The 20,780-nt window shown below is 64.8% G+C and carries 19 protein-coding genes; 12 read left to right on the forward strand and 7 right to left on the reverse strand.

The annotated features are described in order from the left end of the window. Positions 1 to 25: 25 nt before the first annotated feature. The 3 genes from bcsZ to JWQ90_RS16010 are packed head-to-tail and all read left to right on the forward strand — an operon-like array spanning position 26 to position 6,599. Entirely contained in the window at positions 26 to 1,168 is a 1,143-nt protein-coding gene (gene bcsZ, locus JWQ90_RS16000) for a cellulose synthase complex periplasmic endoglucanase BcsZ (protein ID WP_299695988.1), read from the forward strand. Continuing rightward, complete coding sequence (locus JWQ90_RS16005; protein WP_299695989.1) at positions 1,153 to 6,093, forward strand: cellulose synthase subunit BcsC-related outer membrane protein; 4,941 nt, start codon at positions 1,153 to 1,155, stop codon at positions 6,091 to 6,093. The genes bcsZ and JWQ90_RS16005 overlap by 16 nt, the downstream gene beginning before the upstream one ends. Further along, positions 6,090 to 6,599 carry a tetratricopeptide repeat protein gene (locus JWQ90_RS16010; RefSeq protein ID WP_299695990.1) on the forward strand — a complete coding sequence of 170 codons (510 nt, stop codon included), beginning with the start codon at positions 6,090 to 6,092 and terminating at the stop codon, positions 6,597 to 6,599. Before JWQ90_RS16005 ends, JWQ90_RS16010 begins: the two co-directional genes overlap by 4 nt. Positions 6,600 to 6,712: 113 nt before the next feature. Here the strand turns inward: JWQ90_RS16010 and JWQ90_RS16015 are convergent, their stop codons facing one another. Continuing rightward, positions 6,713 to 7,483 (reverse strand): ParA family protein, encoded by a 771-nt coding sequence (locus JWQ90_RS16015; RefSeq protein WP_366919524.1) that lies wholly within the window; start codon positions 7,481 to 7,483, stop codon positions 6,713 to 6,715. Positions 7,484 to 7,639: 156 nt separating this feature from the next. Between JWQ90_RS16015 and JWQ90_RS16020 the strand changes: the two genes are divergently transcribed. Then, positions 7,640 to 8,071: a thioesterase family protein gene (locus JWQ90_RS16020; RefSeq protein WP_366919525.1), complete on the forward strand. Its 432-nt coding sequence runs from the start codon at positions 7,640 to 7,642 to the stop codon at positions 8,069 to 8,071. 80 nt (positions 8,072 to 8,151) lie between these two features. On the opposite strand, the gene JWQ90_RS16025 is transcribed toward JWQ90_RS16020, so the two are convergent. Together JWQ90_RS16025 and JWQ90_RS16030 are read right to left on the reverse strand one after the other, a co-directional pair. Then, entirely contained in the window at positions 8,152 to 8,586 is a 435-nt protein-coding gene (locus JWQ90_RS16025; RefSeq protein ID WP_299695993.1) for a DUF3293 domain-containing protein, read from the reverse strand. Next, on the reverse strand, positions 8,583 to 9,098 hold the full coding sequence (locus tag JWQ90_RS16030; RefSeq protein ID WP_299695994.1) for a YqiA/YcfP family alpha/beta fold hydrolase: 516 nt from the start codon (positions 9,096 to 9,098) through the stop codon (positions 8,583 to 8,585). Before JWQ90_RS16030 ends, JWQ90_RS16025 begins: the two co-directional genes overlap by 4 nt. A gap of 40 nt (positions 9,099 to 9,138) precedes the next feature. Here JWQ90_RS16030 and JWQ90_RS16035 point away from each other — a divergent pair, with 40 nt between their 5' ends. The 4 genes from JWQ90_RS16035 to JWQ90_RS16050 all read left to right on the forward strand — a co-directional run bounded on the left by JWQ90_RS16035 (position 9,139) and on the right by JWQ90_RS16050 (position 12,426). Continuing rightward, positions 9,139 to 9,432: a hypothetical protein gene (locus JWQ90_RS16035; protein WP_299695995.1), complete on the forward strand. Its 294-nt coding sequence runs from the start codon at positions 9,139 to 9,141 to the stop codon at positions 9,430 to 9,432. Then, on the forward strand, positions 9,429 to 9,725 hold the full coding sequence (locus JWQ90_RS16040; RefSeq protein ID WP_299695996.1) for a hypothetical protein: 297 nt from the start codon (positions 9,429 to 9,431) through the stop codon (positions 9,723 to 9,725). The genes JWQ90_RS16035 and JWQ90_RS16040 overlap by 4 nt, the downstream gene beginning before the upstream one ends. 93 nt (positions 9,726 to 9,818) lie before the next feature. After that, a complete protein-coding gene (locus JWQ90_RS16045; RefSeq protein ID WP_299695997.1) occupies positions 9,819 to 11,249 on the forward strand; it encodes a hypothetical protein in 1,431 nt (476 codons plus the stop codon). Between the two features lie 55 nt (positions 11,250 to 11,304). Next, complete coding sequence (locus JWQ90_RS16050) at positions 11,305 to 12,426, forward strand: beta-ketoacyl-ACP synthase III (protein WP_299695998.1); 1,122 nt, start codon at positions 11,305 to 11,307, stop codon at positions 12,424 to 12,426. Here the strand turns inward: JWQ90_RS16050 and JWQ90_RS16055 are convergent. Further along, complete coding sequence (locus JWQ90_RS16055; protein WP_299695999.1) at positions 12,390 to 12,671, reverse strand: hypothetical protein; 282 nt, start codon at positions 12,669 to 12,671, stop codon at positions 12,390 to 12,392. The two genes, JWQ90_RS16050 and JWQ90_RS16055, sit on opposite strands and share 37 nt — an antisense overlap. 74 nt (positions 12,672 to 12,745) lie before the next feature. Here JWQ90_RS16055 and JWQ90_RS16060 point away from each other — a divergent pair, with 74 nt between their 5' ends. Next, a complete protein-coding gene (locus JWQ90_RS16060; protein ID WP_299696000.1) occupies positions 12,746 to 13,399 on the forward strand; it encodes a CoA pyrophosphatase in 654 nt (217 codons plus the stop codon). 103 nt (positions 13,400 to 13,502) lie between these two features. Then, on the forward strand, positions 13,503 to 13,868 hold the full coding sequence (locus JWQ90_RS16065; RefSeq protein WP_299696001.1) for a MazG nucleotide pyrophosphohydrolase domain-containing protein: 366 nt from the start codon (positions 13,503 to 13,505) through the stop codon (positions 13,866 to 13,868). Between the two features lie 162 nt (positions 13,869 to 14,030). Here JWQ90_RS16065 and JWQ90_RS16070 read toward each other — a convergent pair whose 3' ends face one another. The 3 genes from JWQ90_RS16070 to JWQ90_RS29195 are packed head-to-tail and all read right to left on the reverse strand — an operon-like array spanning position 14,031 to position 17,935. Beyond that, entirely contained in the window at positions 14,031 to 15,371 is a 1,341-nt protein-coding gene (locus JWQ90_RS16070) for a sigma 54-interacting transcriptional regulator (RefSeq protein WP_299696002.1), read from the reverse strand. After that, positions 15,337 to 15,852: a hypothetical protein gene (locus tag JWQ90_RS16075; protein WP_299696052.1), complete on the reverse strand. Its 516-nt coding sequence runs from the start codon at positions 15,850 to 15,852 to the stop codon at positions 15,337 to 15,339. The genes JWQ90_RS16070 and JWQ90_RS16075 overlap by 35 nt, the downstream gene beginning before the upstream one ends. Beyond that, positions 15,800 to 17,935 (reverse strand): HAMP domain-containing sensor histidine kinase, encoded by a 2,136-nt coding sequence (locus tag JWQ90_RS29195; RefSeq protein WP_366919520.1) that lies wholly within the window; start codon positions 17,933 to 17,935, stop codon positions 15,800 to 15,802. Before JWQ90_RS29195 ends, JWQ90_RS16075 begins: the two co-directional genes overlap by 53 nt. Between JWQ90_RS29195 and JWQ90_RS16085 the strand changes: the two genes are divergently transcribed. Continuing rightward, on the forward strand, positions 17,837 to 19,297 hold the full coding sequence (locus JWQ90_RS16085) for a mannose-1-phosphate guanylyltransferase/mannose-6-phosphate isomerase (protein WP_299696003.1): 1,461 nt from the start codon (positions 17,837 to 17,839) through the stop codon (positions 19,295 to 19,297). The two genes, JWQ90_RS29195 and JWQ90_RS16085, sit on opposite strands and share 99 nt — an antisense overlap. 153 nt (positions 19,298 to 19,450) lie before the next feature. Continuing rightward, a complete protein-coding gene (locus JWQ90_RS16090) occupies positions 19,451 to 20,761 on the forward strand; it encodes a nucleotide sugar dehydrogenase (RefSeq protein WP_299696004.1) in 1,311 nt (436 codons plus the stop codon). Positions 20,762 to 20,780 lie beyond the last annotated feature (19 nt).

The raw sequence follows: 20,780 nt of genomic DNA on the forward strand, positions 1-20,780 counted from the left end.
GCTATAGAAGGCGGGAACGCAAGGCATGAAGGCGGTACTCGTCAGCCTGACGCTCGTGCTACTGGCGGCCGCAGCCGGTTTCGGCTGGCTGTGGCAGCGAGCCTACGGGCCATGGTCACAATGGCAGGTGTATGCGGAGCACTTCGTGCAGCCCGACGGCCGCGTGGTCGACATCACCGCCGACTCGCGCAGCACCTCGGAAGGGCAGGCCTACTCGCTGTTTTTCGCGCTGGTCGCCAACGACCGGCCGCGCTTCGATCGCATACTGAAATGGACGCGCGACAATCTCTGCGCCGGCGATTTCGCGGTGCAGCTGCCGTCGTGGCTGTGGGGACGCAAGGCGGACGGCAGCTGGGGCGTGCTCGATGCCAATGCCGCCACCGACGCGGACCTGTGGCTGGCGTACACGCTGCTGCAGGCGAGCCGAGTCTGGAACGATGCGGCTCTCGGCCAGAGCGGCCGCGTGCTGCTGTGGCAGATCAAGGCCCAGGAAATCGCCGACATGGGCGTGTCCGGCAAGCTGATGCTGCCGGCGCCGCAAGGTTTTGCGCTCGAAGGCCAGCGCTGGAAACTGAACCCCAGCTATTACCCGCGGTTCCAGTTCGCGGGCCTGGCCACCGAGGATCGGTCCGGGCCCTGGAACGAGATCTGGCAGAACTATGAGCGACTGCTGCCGAAGATCGCCGCGCGCGGTCTGGTTCCGGACTGGTTCCTGCTCGACGCCATGGGCCAGGTGCAGCCGGACCCGGGCGCGCCCAATGTCGGCAGCTATGACTCGATCCGCTCGTATCTGTGGGCCGGCCTGTCGACCGCGGCGGACCCCGAGGGTATCCGGCACTACGCGGGTTTCGTCGACGTGATCAAACGCAACGGCGTGCCGCCTTCGAGGATCGACGTTGCATCCGCGGCCGTCACTAGTACAAACGCTCCAGTGGGTTTCAGCGCGGCTGTATTGCCTTGGCTCAAAGACTTGGGTGAAGATGTTGCAGTAGAACATCAACAACGGGAACTGCAGAACCATCGTGTCGATGGGCTGCTGGGGCGTCCGGCCCATTACTACGATCAGGTGCTGGCCTTGTTCGGCGAAGGCTGGATCTCCAGGCGCTACCGGTTTGAAGCGGATGGGCGGGTAACGCTGAGATGGGAGAGCCTATGGTTCGGACTGTGAAATCGACGGCTGCTTCGCAGCGCGCGGTGTTGACGGCGATCCTGCTGTCGATCACGCCGTGGCTGATGCCGTCGCTTGCACAGGCGCAGGCCTCGACCGACCAGCTCGTCACCCAGGCGCATTACTGGGAAGACAAGGGCCGCTACGATCTGGCCCGCGAATCCTGGCTGAAACTGCTGCGTGTTTCGCCCGACAATGCCGACGCGCTCTCGGGCCTGGCGATGGCCGAGGCCAAGAGCGGCCGCGGTGCCGCTGCCCAGGTTTACCTGGATCGTCTGCGCACCACGCATCCCGACGCCGCCGGCACCAGCGGTATCGAAGACGCGATCCGCAGCGGCAGCTACGACCAGGACAAGCTGCAGGCGCCGCGTGCACTCGCCCGCGATGGCAAGTTCGACGAGGCCGTGGCGGCGTACCGCCAGATATTCAACGAGCAGATTCCCGACGGCCGTCTCGGCCTGGAGTACTACCAGACGCTGGCCGGCGTCGCAGACGGCTGGGAGCCGGCGCGTGCCGGCATCGACAAGCTGGCCAAGGCGCATCCGGACGAGCCGCTGTATCAGCTGGCGCTGGCGCAGCATCTGACTTATCGCGAAGAAACCCGGCGCGAGGGTATTAGCAGTCTGCAGAAACTGGCCGGCCAGCCGAGCATCGCCGCACCGGCCGAGCAGGCCTGGGCCCAGGGTCTGATCTGGCTCGGCGCCAAGCCGGGCGACGAGCATCTTTACCAGTCGTATCTGGCCAATCACCAGAATGCCCAGGTATCGGCGAGGTTAGAGACCCTGCGCAGCGGCCAGGCCGCGGCTGCGGCGCCGGCCGCCTCCGGTTATCCGGGCCGGGTCGAAGCGCCGCGCCCATTGAGCGCCGAGCAGATCCGCGGCCAGCAGGTACAGCTGGCCTACGACAAGCTCAATGAAAACCAGCTGACCGAAGCCGGGCAGATGTTCGAGCAGATCCTCGCCAGTTCGCCGGGTAGCGACGATGCGATGGGCGGCCTCGGCATCGTGCGGCTGCGCCAGGAACGCTACGGCGAGGCCCGCCAGTATTTGCAGCAGGCCACCGCAATGGCGCCCAAGCGCGCCGCGCGCTGGAAAGAAGCGCTCGGCACCTCGCGTTTCTGGGAACAGGTGCGTGCCGGGCAGGCCGCCCGCACCGCCGGCGATCTGTCCGGTGCGGAACGCATGCTGCGCCAGGCGATCACGGCCGATCCGGCGATCGCCGCGAAGGAGACCTCGGTCAAGTCCTCGCTGGCCGACATCCTGGCCGAGGACGGCGATGTCGAGGGCGCCGAAAAGCTCTACCGCGAAGTGCTCGCCTCCAAGCCCGACGACATCGGCGCCATGCGCGGCCTGATCGCGGTGCTGGTCAAGCGCAACCGTCTGCCGGAAGCGCTGAACCTGGCCGACCGCCTGCCGCCCGATCAGAAGGACGAACTGGGCAATCTCGGCGCGCTCAAAGGTCAGTACCTGCGCGATCAGGCCAAGCTCGCCAGCGACGCCAAGGACGACGCCCAGGCCGAGACCCTGCTGAAGCAGGCGCTGCTGGAAGATCCGGAAAGCCCCTGGACGCGGCTGGATCTGTCACGCATCTACCAGCGCCAGCACCGCACGCGCGAAGCCAACACCCTGATCGACGGCCTGCTGACCGGCGGCAAGACGATGCCGGAGGCGCTGTACATCAAGGCCCTGCTGGTCGCCGAGAACGAGAACTGGCTGGAAGGCCTGCAGATCCTCGAACAGATCCCTTACGAGCAGCGCACCCAGCCGATGGCCGATCTGCAGCGCCGGCTGTGGGTGCGCTACCAGACCACGCGCGCTGGTGTCTACACGCGCTACGGCCGCCCGCAGGAAGCGGCCGCGATCCTGCAGCAGGTCGAGCCTTTCGCCCAGGATTCCCCGGAACTGCTGGGCGCGCTGGCGACCGGCCTGGCCGACATCGGCGAGGACGGCCGCGCGCTCAACTACATCCGCCAGGCGCTGTCGCGCCAGTCGACGCCGGACGTCGGCCTGCGCATGCAGTACGCCGGCCTGCTGTTCAAGCTGCGCCAGGACGCCGAGTTCGAAGTGGTGATGGAGGAGCTGATCAAGTATCAGAACTTCGATCAGCAGCAGTCGCTGGATCTGGCCAACCTGCGCATCGCCTACCGGCTGCGCCAGGCCGACCTGGTTCGCGAAGAAGGCAACCTCGCGCGCGCCTACGAATATCTGGAGCCGCTGCTGCGCGTGAACCCGAACGATCCGCGCCTGGTGATGGCGCTGGCGCGTCTGTACAACGACGCCAAGGAATACGACAAGGCCGCCGAGCTGTACAAGCGCGCACTGCAGACCGACCCGAACAATCTCGACGCCTACAAGGGCGCGGTCAGTGCGGCGCTGTCGATGAATCAACCGGAGCAGGCGCAGGCGCTGCTGGATGATGCGATCCGCCTCGACCCGCAGAACCCGCGCCTGTACGCACTGGCCGCGCGCACCGCGCGGGCCCGTGGCGAAGACGGCCGCGCGCTGCAGCTGTATCAGCAGGCGCTGCGCCTGGATCAGGAACATGGCGGCGATAGCGAGTTCGGCGACGGCCGCTACACGCCGCAGCTGTATCTGCTCGATCCGAGCAGCAGCCCGGTCAACAACCCGTTCTACGGCCCGACGCCGCCCAGCAACCTGCCGCGCCCGCAGATCGGCGGCCGCTATGGCGCGATCGACTCCGCGCCGCCGGCCGTGGCCGCCGCGTCGGTGACGCGGTCGGCACCAGCGGTCAAGGTCGCCCGCCTGCAAGCCGCTCCGATCACCGGGGCCGAAAAAAAAAAGCAGCTGACGCGGACGTATTCGCCGGCGCCTGAAGCTCTAGCGTCGAATCGCATTGCGCCGCGCCGCCGATCTCTGCAGCAGGGCGACATCGTGCTGACGACGCTGCCGCGCTGGTGGAAGTCGGGCCGGCTGATCAAGGTTTCGACCTATCCCGAAGGCAGTGTCGCGCAGGTGCCGCCCGCGCCGGTGACGAGCACGCAGGGCTGGGTGCAGACCGCGCCGGGTCGCTACAGCTACGGCGTGCAGACCGTGCAGCCGTCCTCGGTCCCGGTGCAGCCGCAGTACGCGCAGCCGGTGAATTCGTTGCCCGCTTATGTGCCGCGGCAACTGGTGCCGAGCCAGCAGCTCAGCGTTCCGCGCCCGAAAGTCCAGCCGCGTTCGACGCTGCGCGACGAGGTGCTGCGCGACATGGGCGAAATCACCGGCCAGCCGGCGATGCCCTATGTCGCACCTTCCGCATCGTCCGCGCCGCGTCTGCAGACGATGGGACCCGCTCAACAGCAGCCGGCGCAGCCCTCCGGTTATCCGGCCGGCGCGATGCGCGCGCAGCAGCAACCGCTTCAACCGCAATACGCGCAGCAGATCGTCGTCGTGCCGCCGCAACAGTACACGGTCACCGCGCCGCCGCCGGGCGTCGGAGCGACCGAGGCCGATTACGCGCGCCAGGGTTTGCGGGTGCTGCCCGGCTCCGCGCCGGTGCCGGTCTACAGCACGCCGGTGCCGGCGCAGACCTATGTCGTCCAGGTGCCGGCCCAGCAAGTGCAGCCGATCGCGCCGATGCCGACTTACGTACCGGCTCCGGTGCAGGCCGCGCCGGCGCCGATTTACGGTGCGCCGATCGCGCCGAGCTACGGCATGCAGCTGCGCTCCGATCCGGCGCTGGCTACGCCCGACTTCGTGCTCGCGCGCCGCCGCCCGACGGCCGATCAGCCGAACGAAGTGCTGCGCGAAATCGCCGACATCAATGCCAAGCGCACGTCCTATGCGTCGTTCGGTCTGAGCATCCGCAGCCGCGACGGCCAGGCCGGCCTGGACAAGCTCACCGATCTGGAAACGCCGGTTGAATTCAGCGTTGCCGGCGTGCAGGCCGGGCGCTTCAAGCTGCGCGCGGTGCCGACCTTCCTCGACGCCGGCAGTGTCTCCGGCTCGCAGATCCCATTGTTCGGTGCGATGGCCCTGGTCGATCCGAATACCGGCTACGACTTCAGTCAGAGCGAGACCGGCATCGCGGTCGGAGCGGCTTACGAGATCGGCGATTTCAAGGCGGATTTCGGCTCCTCGCCGCTGGGTTTCCCGGTCGAAACCCTGGTCGGCGGCATCAACTGGCGGCCGCATATGGACAAGGTCAGCTTCAAGCTCGACCTGTCGCGGCGCCCGGTCACCGACAGCCTGCTGTCGTACGCCGGCACCGTGGACCCGGCCACCGGCAATACCTGGGGCGGCGTGACCAAGACCGGCGGGCGGCTCGATGTCGCCTACGATCTGGGCCAGTTCGGCGTCTATGTCGACGGTGCCTACCACGTGCTCGACGGCGAGAACGTTGCGCGCAACAGCGTCTACGAAATCGGTGGCGGCTTCTATGCGCGCGCGCTCGACCGCCGCGATATGCGCATCACCTACGGCGTCAACATGACCACGTTCTTCTATAACAAGAACCTGCGCCGTTTCACCTATGGCCAGGGCGGCTATTTCAGCCCGCAGAGTTATTTCGCGATCGCGATTCCGGTCGAGTGGAGCGGCGGCCGCGACCGCTTCTCGTACAAGCTCAACGCGGCGATCGGTATCCAGTCGTTCAAGGAGGACGCCAGCGCAGCGTTCCCGAACAACTCCGACCTGCAGACTGCGATCGAGACTTTCGTGATCGACAATCCCGACACCACCGCGGTCGCCGGTTATCCGTCGCAGAATTCGACCGGCATCGGCTTCAACTTCGGCGGCGCGTTTGAATACCTGATCTCACCGAACCTGATCGCCGGCGCGCGCTTCGGCGTCGACAATGCGCGCGACTACGAAGAGGCGCAGGCTCTGGGCTACATCCGCTTTGCGTTCAGCGGCCAGCGCGGCGTGGCGAATCCGCCGGCGACGCTGATGCCGTTTTACGATTTTGGAGACCCGACCGAATGAAGCCCGCCCTGATGCTGATGCTGTTGTCGTGCGCGGCGAGCCTGGTTGCGTGCAGCCTCGATGGTGGCACTGGCACCGGGCCGACGCCGTCCGGCGCTTATGTTCCGGCACCGAACGCCGGCCCGGCTTACGCCGCCGGCGGTGCCGACAGCAGCGCCAAAAGCAGCCTCGCCAACGGCGATATCGCCGGTGCGGCGGCCGGTTTCGGCCAGGCGGTCGACACCAATCCTTTCGATCCGATCGCGCTGAACAATCTGGCGGTGGCGAAAACAGAAGCCGGTGATTTCCATACCGCGCTGGAGTTGCTGGAGCGGGCAGAGCGCCTGGCGCCGCAGAACACCGAGGTCGCCGCGAACCTGGCGCGCCTGCGCAGCTGGAACCAGAACTACGCGATGCAGGACGGCAGCACGCTGGGCCAGGCCGGTGTGCCAACTGGCACCACGTTCAAGAACCTGCCGCCGGAACCGCCGCCGTTGTGGGATACGCGGACGAGCGCGGAGAAGTAGGCGGTTTGTCGGCTTGATGTTGGGGTTCGCTGCGCTCACCCCAACCTACGGATCGATGTGTGTAGGTTGGGGTGAGCGCAGCGAACCCCAACAACATCGCCCGAGCCGAACCCTCAAGCCTCGCCGCTCAGCGCATCCCACAGCGCCAGATACTCCCTGGTCACCCGATGCGAGGCCTCGAGATAGACCATCGGGCAATGCTTCTCGTGGCTTTCCTTGACCCGCACCGAGCTTGAGATCGTCTGGTCCAGCAACGGCCGGCCTTCGGCTTTCAGCTCCTCGACCACGCGCGTCGGCAGCTTGCTGCGCGACTGGAACTGGTTGACGACGATGCCCTCGATCTCCAGATCCTCGTTATGGTCGCCGCGGATCTCCTCGATGTTGTCGACCAGCGTATACAGTGCCTGGCGCGAGAACTCGTCGCAATCGAACGGGATCAGCACGCGATCCGCCGCAATCAGCGCCGAGCGCGCATAAAAGTTCAGCGCCGGCGGCGTGTCGATGAAGATCGCGTCGTAGCCCTTGATCTTCTTCAGCGCGTCGCGGAACTTGTAGATCTTCTGCTTGGCTTCGAGCTTCACCGTCAGCTCTTCGAGCCGCGGATCGGCGGCGACCACGTCCAGGTTCTCGAAAGGGCTGTTGGTCGCATAGCTGACGAAGGGCGGCGACTGCAGCGAGAACGACAGTGTCGCCTCGAAGAAATCGGCGACCGTGCGGTCGGGCTTGGCGCTGTCGGCACCGAGCAGGTATTGCGTCGAATTGCCCTGGGTGTCGAGATCGATCACCAGCGTGCGCAGGCCGCGCGAGGCGGCGATCGCCGCCAGGTTGCAAACGATGGTGGTCTTGCCGACTCCGCCTTTCTGATTGAACACGACCCGCTTGATCATCTCGCTCGTCCTTGAAGGGTGATTGAAGCCGGTGCACAGACGCTTTCATAGCAGAAAGCTTGCCGCGCGGACATGGCCCCGCGGGCAATGCGACAATCCTGCGCTATGAACGACGCCGCCTCTTCACTCACCGCCGCACAGGCCGCCGCCGATCTGCCATGGGACGTGACGGAGCCCTACATCGAGCGGGTGGTGGTTGGGCCCGAGCATCTGGACTTCTTCGGCCACACCAACAACGTGGTTTATCTGTCCTGGCTGGAGCAGGTTGCCTGGGGCCATTCGCAGCATCTGGGGCTGGATTTCGCCGACTATCAGCGGCTCGGTGCCGGCTGCGTCGCACGCCGGCACGAGCTGGACTACCTGGCGGCAACTTTCGAGGGCGATGTGCTGTGGCTGTCGACCTGGATCGCCGAAACCGACTCGCGGCTGACGATGTGGCGCGCCTACCAGGTGATCCGCGAGCGCGACAAGCGCACCGTGATGCGCGGCCGCACGCAATGGGTCTGCGTCGACATGGCCAGCGGCCGGCCGCGAAGAATGCCGCCGGAGTTTGTCGCTGCTTATCGGGTCACGACGTCGCGGTAGGTTGGGGTGAGCGCAGCGAACCCCAACATTCATTCGCGCTGATGTTGGGGTTCGCTGCGCTCACCCCAACCTACACGGCGTTACGGATTGAGCCACAGCAGCCGCGGTGCTTCGCCGATTTTCGCGGTAACCAGCGCGTTCTGGTAGAAGCGCTCGCCGAGATCCATGACCCAGACCCGGTCCGCGTCCGCGAGCAGAAAGCCCGGCTCGTCCGGCCATTCCTGAGTCGGGTCGCAGTTCAGAGCCTGGATCCAGTTGCCGGCGCGCGTCTCCAGTTCGTAACGCAGTTCGTTGAAATAGAAAAGATTGAGTTCCGAGCGCGCCAGTTCCGAGCGCGGATTGCAGGGTGTGATGATGTACCACTCGCGCCGCATATGAGTCTGCTCGCGCAGCCGGCGTTCAAGCTCGGCGTCGTACTGGCCGATGCGCAGGGTGATCGTGCCGGAGTCCAGCATCACCTTGTATTCGGTTTTGCGGTAGACCGATTCCCAACGGCTCTTCACCGTGTCGTTCATGGTGCTGAAACCTGCGTCGCGCGGTCGAGGAGATCAGCAAACAATACGCCGAGTTCGGGCAGCCGATCGTTGAGAGAGTGGTCGGAGCGCAGCATGTGCAGATCGGCGCGGTGGCGCTGGGCGAAGCGCAGCGCACGCTCGAACGGCACGATCTCGTCGTCCCAGCCGTGCACCACCGAACACAGCGCCGGAATGGCCTCGGGTTCCTCGTCGTAATGCGGGAAATACAGTGCTGGCGCCATCAGGAACAGCGCGGCCGGCGCTAGCTGTCTGCAAGCCCGCGCCGACACGTAACCACCCATGCTAGAGCCGGCCAGCACCAGAGTACGTGCGCTGGGTGCCAGCGTATGCAACTCGGCTACGCGCTGCCGGGGATTGCTCGTGTGACTATAATCCGGACTGATCACATCGAAACCGCGTCCGCGCGCGATCTCCGCCAGGTGCGTGATCTTGATACCCCAGGGACCGCTTTCCTTGCCATGGGCGAAGCAGACCAGCTTGTCGGGCTTCATGTGTGGACTTTTTGGGGCAAGGGATTGAGGAGCGGCGACCATGATAGCGAAAGCACGCCGCAGCGCCGGCCGGAGTCGTCGCCGTGAGCCACTCGACATCAAGCTCACGCTCGCTTTCCGCTTCGGCGACGAGCCGGAGGATCATGTGACGGTGATGAACGATCGATCCATCCCGCTGGTCGGAACGGTGTTCGAGTCGCGTGACAGGATACTGCGCGGCTTCTCGCGGCTGCTGTTCAAGGCGGCGGCGCAAAAGCCGAAGGTCGTGTCGGAACTGGTCCCGCTGTTCAAGTTACTGGGCGGCCGTGGCCGCCGGAAGAAAAAAGCGAAATGAAGACGCTGCTGCTGATTGTCGACGGATCGATCGCCTGCCTCGGCCTGACCATGGGCCTGGTGCAGGCGGTGGTCTGCATCCTGTACGGCTTCGTGCTCGACATGTCGCCAGCGCTGGTCAAGCAGATGCCGATGCTGCTGTGGAGCACGACGATCTTCACTGCCGTCGGCCTGATTTTTCTTGCCGGTTTCTTCTTGCTGCTGCGCGGCCGCAGTTGGGGCTGGCCGGTGCAGGGTTTCGCGCTGGCATCGCTGGCGCCCGCCGGCGTCGTGCTGACGCGGTTGTTCGCCTGACCACCCCTATTCGAAGGGCCTGTTGACATTGAATCGAGCGCAGCAACCGATTCAATGTCAACAGGCCCTAAGCTGGCACTCTGCGGAGGCTACATGGCTATGCAAATCGCGGCACCGCGTCAATGGGAATGGATGGCCCTGATCCCGCTGCTGGCCGGGCTGTATGCCCTGGCTTCGCATGAAGGTTTTTTGTGGTGGTTGTTCGCCGGCGTGCCCGGCACCCTGGTGCTGGCTTCAGCGGTGGCGCTGTTGCTGATGCCGGGCGATCCGCGCGTGACCGCGTACATGAGCCTGGGCTCGGTGCTCGGCCTGCTGTTTGCGCTGCCGTTGATCCTCGCGCACGGCTTCGGCCCAGCGCTGGTCGCAGCGCTGTTGTTCGTCGGCTCGTTCCTGGTCGCGGGCCGCAGCGGGTTGCGCAACGAGCCGGTATACGAAGGTGCGGCCGACTTGCATCTCGACGTGAAGATGGACGCCAAAGCGGCGGTGGACGAGGCGGTGCTCGGCTACTTCCTGGCCTCGGCCGCGGTGCCCAGCGGTGAAGCCGCGGCGCGGATGAGCGAGGACGCGGTCAAGCTGGAGGCGATGCTCGACGCCAATGGCTGGCGGCAGAATCCCGAGCTGTTCCACAAGGAGCCGCCGCCGCCGGAGCGCGTGCAGATCCACAAGGCGCGGCTGTTCGGTATCGAGTACGAGCGCGCCAGCTTCGACAGCGGCTTCAGCCTGCCGCCGGAACTGCCGGGCGCGCAGGTCTGGATGGGCCATGAAAAGAACAACCGCTGCGTCGCCAACGTGCTGCGCCATCCGGGTGCACCGCGCCCCTGGCTGATGTGCATTCACGGCTACCGGATGGGTGAGGCCTGGCTGGATTTCGGGCTGTTTTCGCCGAATTATCTGCATCACCATCTCGGCCTGAACGTGCTGATGCCGACCCTGCCGCTGCATGGCACGCGCAAGATCGGCCTGCGCACCGGCGATCATTTCCTGGACGGCGATCTGCTCGATCTGCTGTACGCCGAGTCGCAGGCGCTGTGGGATCTGCGCCGCTGGCTGGCCTGGCTGCGCACGCAGGAGGAAAACCCCGCAATCGGCGTCTACGGAATCAGCCTCGGCGGCTACAACGCCAGCCTGCTCGCCGGCTACGCCGAGGGCCTGGATTTCGTCGTCGCCGGCATTCCGATCGTCGACCTGGCGATCGGCATCTGGCGTTTCGTGCCTTCGATGCACCAGCGCTACCTGACATGGCGCGGTCTCGACGAGAAGCGCTACCAGGACATTCTCCGTGTGGTGTCGCCGCTGACGCGGCCGCCGAAGCTCGACCAACGCAGCCTGCATATTTTTGCAGCCACAGGCGACCGCATCGTCGCGCCGCGCAATCCGGTGATGCTGTCGCAGCACTGGAACGTGCCGGTGACCTGGTATCAGGGCTCGCATCTGTCGATCCGCTATCAGCCTGAGCCGAAACAGGTTCTGGAAGAGGCGATGAGCCGCGCCGGCTGGCGCTCGAGTGCATACGCGACGATATAAGCCTTTCGCCGGTTAGAATGTGACCTTTGGAACGCGACCTGTCGATGGATCTGCGATGAAATCTGTCTGTATCAGCGGCACCGGCCTGTATACCCCGACCGAGTCGATTTCCAACGACGAGTTGGTGGCCTGCTACAACGCCTACGTCGGCGAATACAACGAGGAGCATGCAGCCGAGATTGCGGCCGGTTCGCTGCAAGCGCTGCCGCCGTCGAGTTCGGAATTCATCGTCAAGGCGTCCGGCATCCAGGCGCGCTACGTGGTGAACAAGTCCGGCGTGCTCGACACCCGGCGCATGCGGCCGCAAATCCGCACGCGCAGCAACGATGAGCCCTCGCTGATGGCCGAGATGGGCGTGGCTGCGGCGCGTCAGGCACTGCAGGCGGCGCGTCTAGAAGGCAGCGATATCGACTGCGTGCTGGTTGCCTGCTCGAACATGCAGCGTGCGTATCCGGCGATCGCGGTCGAGATTCAGAGCCTGCTCGGCGCTGCCGGTTACGGCTACGACATCAACGTTGCCTGTGCATCCGCCGCGTTCGGCGTGCAGGCCGCGGTCGACGCGCTGCGCAACGGCAGTGCCAGGCGCGCGCTGGTGATCAGCCCCGAGATTTGCTCGGGCCATCTGAACTTCCGCAATCGCGACTGCCATTTCATTTTCGGCGACGCCGCGACCGCGATCGTGGTCGAGGCCGCGGAGACGGCGCGCGGCGAGCGTAATTTCGAGATCCTGGGTACCCGGCTGCAGACGCAGTTCTCCAGCAATATCCGCAACAACGCCGGCTTCCTGAATTCGGCCGAAGTGCCACCGCGTCCCTGGGACGACGTGCTGTTCCGCCAGGAGGGCCGCAAGGTTTTCAAGGAAGTCGTGCCGATGGTGTCCGAGCTGATCGCCGGCCATCTCGCGGATTTGCAGCTGGCGCCGGCGCAGGTCAAGCGTTTCTGGCTGCATCAGGCCAATCTGTCGATGAACGAATACATCACGCGCAGACTACTGGGCCGCGATGCCGAGCGCGCCGAAGCGCCGGTGATTCTCGACGAGTACGCCAATACCAGTTCGGCCGGCTCGGTGATCGCGTTCCACAAATATCAGCAGGATCTGGTCCCCGGCGATGTTGGCGTGCTGTGTGGTTTCGGTGCCGGCTACTCTGCCGGGTCCGTGATCATGCGCCGCATCTGAGCGCGCACCGCAGTGGCTAGAGCGGGCGACAGCAGCAGCAGATTCACCGTCGAACTGTAGATGCGCTGCTTCGCACGCAGGCTGTCGATGATGGCGCGATCGTCGTCGTGATGCAGCACGCGAAAGTCTTGCGGCTCGCTCCAGTGAGCTTCGATGCGGCGGAACGCGCGGAATGCCGTGCCCTTGGCGGCGTGCTCTGCCTCGTCGACTTCGCGCAGCGTGATCCAGTTTTTCTCCATGTTCATACCTTAGTGCCGCGGATTCGTGATCGTACTTGGGAACCGAGGCACTTTGTCGATGATGCGCCGGGAGTCCGCGCTTGAACGACTGCGCGGACACCATCGCCGCCGACGCCAGTGGCTGGGAACGACGCCTGCGCGACGCACTGGCCGGCAGCAGCGATGCCGAGCCGCGGCCGATGAGCCGCACGGAACTGCCGCTGCATCTCGATCGTCTGATCGAGTCCGAATGGCTGGCAAAGCTGCGCCGCGCCGCGGTGCTGGTCCCGGTGGTGGACCGGCCCGGCGGGCCGACGGTGGTGCTGACGCAGCGCTCCGAGCACTTGCGCAACCATAAGGGCCAGATCAGCTTTCCGGGTGGCCGCCGTGACGATGACGATGTCGATTCGGTCGATACCGCGCTGCGCGAAGCCGAAGAAGAAATCGGCTTGCCGCGTCAGCATGTTGAAGTGCTCGGCTATCTGGACGACTATCCGACGATTTCGCTGTATCGCGTGACGCCGGTAGTCGGCGTGATCCGCGAGCTGCCGCTGCTGCGCATCGATGCCGCCGAGGTTGCCGAGGCTTTCGAGGTGCCCTTGTCGCTTTTGCTCGATCCTGCCTCCTACGAGCGGAAGCATCTTTTCTTCGGCACCGTGAAGCGGCCGTTTTACGAGGTGAATTACGGCAGCTACCGGATCTGGGGCGCGACCGCCGGCATGCTTTGGGATCTGTGCCGCAAGGTGAATGCTTGAGCGCACTGCGACACGGTGTCTGCCGCGTAGCGGCAGTGGGTGCGGGAGCAGGGCGACTCGCTCACGCTTCCGACGGGTGCCTCTCATGCGGAAAGGTACGCCAGTGAGCGACCCGTTGATCGAAGCCGAAGCCCTGCAGTGCGACGCCGCGCTGCAGGGCTTCGACTGGAACACGCTCGCCGAGCTATGGCCGAAGCTGTTCGAGGAAATCGCCGAACTACAGGAAGCCGTCGATCAGGGCGCGGCGCGCCGGCTCGACGAACTCGGCGATCTGCTATTCATGGTGGTGAACATCGCACGCCATCTCGGCGCCGATCCGGCGGCGGCGCTGGCTACCGCGAATGCGAAATTCCGGCGCCGCTACGGCCATGTGATGGCGCATGCGGCGACGCTGCCGCCGCTCGGTTCGCCCGAGCGTCTCGATCGAATGGAAGCGCTGTGGGTCGAGGCCAAGAAGCTGGGGCTGTAGCCCGGGTGAAACCCGGGGTTCGATCGCGCCGGCCCCCGGGTTTCACCCGGGCTACCAATGCTGTAACCGCGCAGGGTTTTGTAGGTTGGGGTGAGCGTAGCGAACCCCAACATGGGTTCCGCGCCGACGTTGGGCATCGCTACGCTCAGCCCAACCTACGAGCTATTCCTCGCCAACCGCCTTGAACTGCGTCGGCGCCAGCCCGTAGCGATTCAGCAGCTTGTAGAAATCCGTGCGATTGCGCCGCGCCAGCCGCGCCGCGCGGCTGATATTGCCCGACGACAGCTCCAGCAGCTGCCGCAGATACGCCCGAGTGAAATCGGCGCGAGCCTCGTCGAACGAGGCCAGGCTGCCGCTGGTTTCACCCAGGCAGCGGCGTGCGAGGGATGCGCTGATGATGCGCGCTGGCGCCAGTGCGGCGCAGCGCTCGACGACGTTGAACAACTGCCGCACGTTGCCCGGCCATGCGGACGCGACCAGCAGCTCCATCGCCTCCGGCGCACACACGCGCCGCGGGCCGCCGGCCGCATGCAGATAATCCAGGTGATGTGCCACCAGCGCCGGAATATCTTCGCGGCGCTGATCCAGCGCCGGCAGGCGCAGGCGCACCACGTTCAGGCGATAGAACAGATCGGCGCGGAACGAGCCGTCCTCGACACGCGCCTCCAGATCGCAGTGCGTCGCCGAAATGACCCGCACATCGACCCGCACCGTGCGCGTTTCGCCGAGTGGGCGCACTTCGCGCTCCTGCAGTACGCGCAGCAGCTTGGCCTGCAGGTTCAGCGGCATGTCGCCGATTTCGTCGAGAAAAATGCTACCTCCTTCCGCGGCGCGGAACAGGCCGGGATGGTCGGTAGTGGCGCCGGTGAAACTGCCGCGCTTGTGGCCGAACAACTCGGATTCGAGCAGCTCCGAGGGTACGGCGGTGCAGTTGATCGCGACGAAAGGCCGCGGGCCGCGCGGACCGCCGCGATGGATCGCGCGCGCCAGGACCTCTTTGCCGCTGCCGCTGGCGCCGGTGATCAGGACCGCCGAGTCGGTGCGCGCGACACGTTCGGCATCGTCGAGCAGTGCATGCATCAGCGGGCTGCGCGTGACCACGTCATGTGCCCAGTTCTTGGTGCCGGCATGCAGCGGTTCGGTATAGCGGCGAATGCAGGCGAGCAGGCCATCGCGATCGATGGGCTTCAACAGAAAGTCGACTGCGCCGGCGTGCGTTGCGCGCACCGCATCGGGCACGTCGCCATACGCCGACAGGATTGCAACCGGCAGGCTCGGATGACGCTGCTGAATCTGCGTCATCAGCTGAATGCCGTCGAGCCCGGGCATGCGCATATCCGTCAGCACCATGTGCGGCCGCGCGATGTCGAGCCGTCGCAGGGCCTCTTCGCCAGAACCGGCCGCAATCACGCCATAGCCTTCGGATTCCAGGCGCAGAGTCAGGATACGCAGCAGTTTGCTATCGTCGTCAACGACTAATATTTGCGGGCTTTCCACTGTCATTCCTGCCTGGTTGCTTGTCCGCTGCCGTATCCAGGCTGCGTTCGATCGAGACGATCTTGTCGAGGCGGCGCTGCAGATCAGCATTCGACGCCTGGTATTCCAGCATCGTGTCGAGCTCGGCGACGCGCAGCTTGGCAAGGTTGCGCAGATCGGGATCTACCTGACTGCGCGAGCTGATCTTCTTCAAGTCCCGCTGAGCTGCGGCTGGGTCGTATCCGCTGTGCGAGGGCAGGCTTTGGAGCAGCGCGATCCGCAGACGGCCGGCTTCGCTGCCGGTATCACCGCGATGTGCGCGCCACAGCTTTTCGCGCTGATCGGGCGTTGCATTCATTGCCGCAACCAGGAATTCCAGTTGCGATGATGGTGATGAGCGCGCATCGCCGCGCGGACTTGCGTCAAGCACGCAGGCCGATAGCAGCATGCCTGCGCTAATCGCAGGGAACAGGCCAGAGCAGATGAAAGCGCGCGCCAGGCTGAGCATCTTCGATAGTGATTGTGCCACCATGAGCTTCTGCAACTTCCTTGACGATGGAGAGACCGACACCGGTGCCCCGGATGCCTTGTTCTTCGGCTTCGCCGCCGCGGACAAAGGGCTCGAAAATGTTCTGCTTCTCGGCTTCGGCGATGCCGCGGCCGTAGTCGCGCACGCTGATTCTGCAATGCACCTGATCGCGGGCCGTGCGGATCTCGATCACGCTGCCGCTCGGTGCATGCTTCAGTGCATTGGTCAGCAGATTGTCCAGTGCGACGCGGATCTGCGAACGCTGGCCATGCAGCGGAATATCGTCGGCGGTGTCGACGTCGATGAACAGCTCACGTTTGGCCATCGCCAACGCGTGCATGGCCAGCACCTCGTCGAGCAGCGGCCGCGGCGCAAAGTCGACGCACCGCGCCTGACGCAGTCCGTCGTGCCACTGCGCATATGCCAGCAGATTGCTGATCAGCGAGTCGAGCTCGGCGGTCGCTTCGGACAGAATGCCGGCGACTTCGCTCTGTCTCGGCGTCAGTCCGCCGAGCGCGCCTTCGCACAGCATTTCGGTGCCTTCCCGAAGGCTTGCCAGCGGTGTTTTCAGCTCGTGCGAAACCTGGCGCAGAAAGCGGTCCTTGTCGGCTTCAAGCTGTGCTAGGCGCCGTCGCAGCCATTCGAGCTGTTCGCCGAGCCTATGCATCTCGCGCGGGAAGCCGATCGTGACGGCGGGCACGGCGCGGCCATGGCCGAGCGCGGCAATCGTGCGGTATATCTTGCGCAGCGGGCGGGTCACCGCCAGCGTGCAGGCGAAGGCGAGCAGCGCGGCGAGGGGGATCAGCGTGATCGCCGACATCATCATTTCGCGTCGCGCATGCAGCGTGGTACCGCGCAGTTGATCGAGCCGCAGGATGGTGCGCTCGCGCATCAAGACGATGATGTCGTGCAGCTCGGTGGCGACCGCATGCAGCTGCTCGCCGGACCGATCCCCATTGGCGGCTTCTTCGGTGCCGACGTCGGCTTCCCAGGTCCTGCGCGTGTCCAGCAGCTGCCTGCGCACTTGGGTAACCTGCGCAGCGAGCTCGATTCCGAGCGGCTGTGCGGCCAGGCTCTGTGCGGTCGCGAGTGCAGAGTCCCAGCGCCGCTCCGCCAGTTGATACAGCTGAGGATCGCGCAGCACCAGATACTGGCGCACGCTGCGCTCGACATCGTCCAGTTGGCTGTCGAGGTCACCGGCCAGTTGTGCAACGGTAACGCCTTCGTCGATCAGCGCCTCGGTGCTGTCGATGATGCGTTCCAGGGACTGCCCGGCGAGCCACAACGCAAACAGCAGTGGCGTCGCCGCCAGCAGGCAGCCTCCACCGACGAGGCCGGCCATGGTTCGAGGCCGCCGCAGCAGCCAGTTCGCGAAGCGACGCGGGCTTTCGGCTCGCCGCAACGCGACATCGATGGGCACGCTGATGGTATTCACTCGCTTTCGCGGTCCACGGAAACCCAGCCCTTCCTTAGGCAATGAGCCGATTTCGGACGAAGTGGACTTAACCAGCGATGAACGCGGAGTTCGTCGGGTGCTCGGCTGCGCGAGCTGTCGCTGAATCGCGACAGGCCGCGCCTTGGCGTTCGCCGCAAGCGGCTGGTCGGCAGTACCGGGGCAGGAGTAACGGGCTGTGCTTGACGCTGCCCGGTGTTGCTCGATGGCGACAGCGGCAGAAATGGTGCAGCGCATGCCGGTCGCCGGCGGTTTCGACGATTGGCAGAACGATTCTTGTCGCCAGATCGCGACGCTTTTCAGCGTGTGCGGCGCGGCAATATTCGGCTTGACGGCGGGCACCGATCGCAAGTCACTGATCTCACAGGCAGCACTTCGAGCTGGCACGGCCATTGCCATATTTCTGCTGCGAGTTGGTGGCAAGGATTGCCGGAAGACCGAGCTCGCATCGCCACGGGCAACCGCAACGAGAGGTGTGACATGGACGTTCCCCCTAGACTTTTTCCTTCGATGATTTCGGCGCGAACCATCGTTCCGGTGCTGCTCGCCGGCGGTAGCGGCAGCCGGCTCTGGCCCTTGTCGCGAGAGCACTACCCTAAACAGTTTCATGCGCTGCTCGGTGCCGAAAGCCTGTTTCAGGACACCGTCGCGCGTGCATCGCAAATCGAGAACGCGCTCGGGCCGGTCGTGATCGGTGCCGAGAAGCATCGATTCGTCATCGCCGAGCAGCTGCGTCAATCGGATATCCGCGACGCATCCGTGCTGCTGGAGCCCGATGCGCGCAATACCGCGCCGGCGGTCGCGGTTGCCGCGCATTTCGTGATGGAGAATTTCGGATCCGAGGCTCTGGTCTTCGTGATGGCGGCCGATCATGCGATCGGCGACATCAAGGCGTTCACCGAGGCGGTGACGGCCGCGGCCGAAGTCGCCGAGCGCGGTTACATCGTCACTTTCGGCATCAAGCCGACGCGCCCCGAAACCGGCTTCGGTTATCTGAAGGCCGGCCCCAGGCTCGGCACCAGCAGCGCCCATCTGGTCGAGAGCTTCGTCGAGAAACCCACGGCGACGCGCGCCCAGGAATTTATCGAGCAGGGCGATCACTACTGGAACGGCGGCATGTTCCTGTTCCGCTCCGGCCAGTTCCTCGCCGAGCTGCGCAAGCACGAGCCGGCGACGTATGAGAAATCGCGTGAGGCGATCGACAAGGGCCGCCGCGATAAAAATGTGATCAGCCTGGATGCCAAGTCCTTCAGCGGCTGCCGCGCCGATTCGGTCGACTATGCGGTGATGGAAAAGAGCGACCAGCTGGCGCTGGTGCCGCTGGATGCCGACTGGGACGACGTCGGCTCCTGGAATTTTCTCGAGCGTCTACCCGAGCAGGACGCCGACGGCAACCGTAGCCGCGGCGATGTGATGTTCGAGTCCTCGCACGGCAACCTGGTGCATTCCGGTGGGCGGCTGATCGCGATGGTCGGCGTCGATGATCATGTTGTCGTGGAGACCGAAGACGCGGTGCTGGTGGTTCCGCGCAGCCGTGTGCAGGACGTCAAAAAACTGGTGCAGCAGCTGAAGCGCCGCAAACGCAGCGAGGCCGATGCGCACCGCCGCGTCTATCGGCCCTGGGGCTTCTACGAAACCGTTGCGTTTGGCGAGCGCTTTCAGGTCAAGCGTATTGCCGTCAAGCCAGGCGAGCAGCTGAGCCTGCAGATGCATTACCACCGCGCCGAGCACTGGGTGGTGGTCAAGGGCTCGGCGATGGTCACTTGCGGAGACAAGCGCTTCATCGTGTCCGAAAACGAGTCGACCTATATCCCGACCGCCCAGGTTCACCGCCTGGAAAACCCGGGACGCGTGACGCTGGAGCTGATCGAAGTCCAGTCCGGCTCCTATCTGGGCGAGGACGACATCGTGCGCATGAGCGATGTCTACGGCCGCATCGAAAGCAAGGCCGACAGCCTCGCAAAAACCTGATGCCTGCACCACTGACGCGGCGCGCTCCGGAAGCGCGCCGCGTCAGTGGAGCGACGCCCGTCACCGCGCAAACAGTTTCACTCCGCCTCGCCTTGTATCGCTCTCTTGTGTCGCTCTTTTGAATCGCTACTTTGAACAGGAAACCGCTCAATCATGGACATCAGCATTTTTGGTATGGGATATGTCGGCGCCGTCTGCGCCGCCGCCCTCGCAGACCGTGGCCACGGCATCATCGGCGTCGACGTTTCCAAGGACAAAGTCGATCTGATCAATGCCGGCCGTTCGCCGATCGTCGAACCCGGCCTGGAGGAGCTGCTCGCCAAGGGCGTCAAGTCCGGCAAGCTGCGCGCGACTTCGGACATCATCGACGCGATCACGGCGACCAGCCTGTCGATGATCTGCGTCGGCACGCCGAGCAAGAAGAGCGGTGATCTGGATCTGGAGCATATCGAGGCGGTGTGCCGCCAGATCGGCGCCGCGCTGAGAGGCAAGCAGGAGCGTCATACGATCGTGGTTCGCAGCACCGTGTTGCCGGGCACCGTGCGCAATGTCGTGATGCCGATCATCGAAGAAGCGTCCGGCAAGCAGTTCGGGCCGCAGCTGGGCCTGGCGGTGAATCCGGAATTCCTGCGCGAGAGCACCGCGATCAGGGACTACGCCGAACCGCCGATGACGGTGATCGGCGAGCTTGACGAATCGTCCGGCGATCTTCTCGCATCGATCTATGAAGACTTGCCGGCGGAGATCCTGCGCCGATCCATCGAAGTGGCGGAGATGGTGAAGTACTCGTGCAATGTATGGCACGCGACCAAGATCTCGTTCGCCAACGAAATCGGCAACATCGCCAAGGCCGCCGGCGTCGATGGACGTGACGTCATGGAAGTCGTCTGCCAGGACAGCAAGCTCAATCTGAGCGACTACTACATGCGCCCGGGCTTCGCGTTCGGCGGTTCCTGCCTGCCCAAGGACGTGCGGGCGCTGTCGTATCGTGCGACGCAGATGGACGTCGAGATCCCTCTGCTGAAGTCGCTGATGCTGACCAACCAGGGCCAGATCAAGAAGGCCTTCGACCTGGTCGAATCCTTCGGCCTGCGCAAAATCGGCATGCTCGGCCTGAGCTTCAAGGCCAAGACCGACGATCTGCGCGAGAGCCCGCTGGTCGAACTCGCCGAAATGCTGATCGGCAAGGGCTACGAGCTGAGCATCTACGACAAGAACGTCGACTACGCGCGCGTGCACGGCGCCAACCGCGACTACATCAACAGCAAAATCCCGCATATTTCGTCGCTGCTCAAAACCGAGCTTAGCGATGTGATCGACGAATCCGAAGTTCTGGTGCTTGGCCTGCGCGACCGCAGCTTCGAGAAGTACGTCAACGGCTCACGTGCGGACCACAAAGTCGTCGACCTGGTCGGCTTCATGCCGGAATTGTCCGACGAGGACATGCAGGGCATCTGCTGGTAGATGCGGAGTACTCAGCGTG

Origin of the sequence: Hydrocarboniphaga sp., assembly GCF_028291725.1 — a bacterium.
Classification (GTDB): Bacteria; Pseudomonadota; Gammaproteobacteria; order Nevskiales; family Nevskiaceae; genus Hydrocarboniphaga.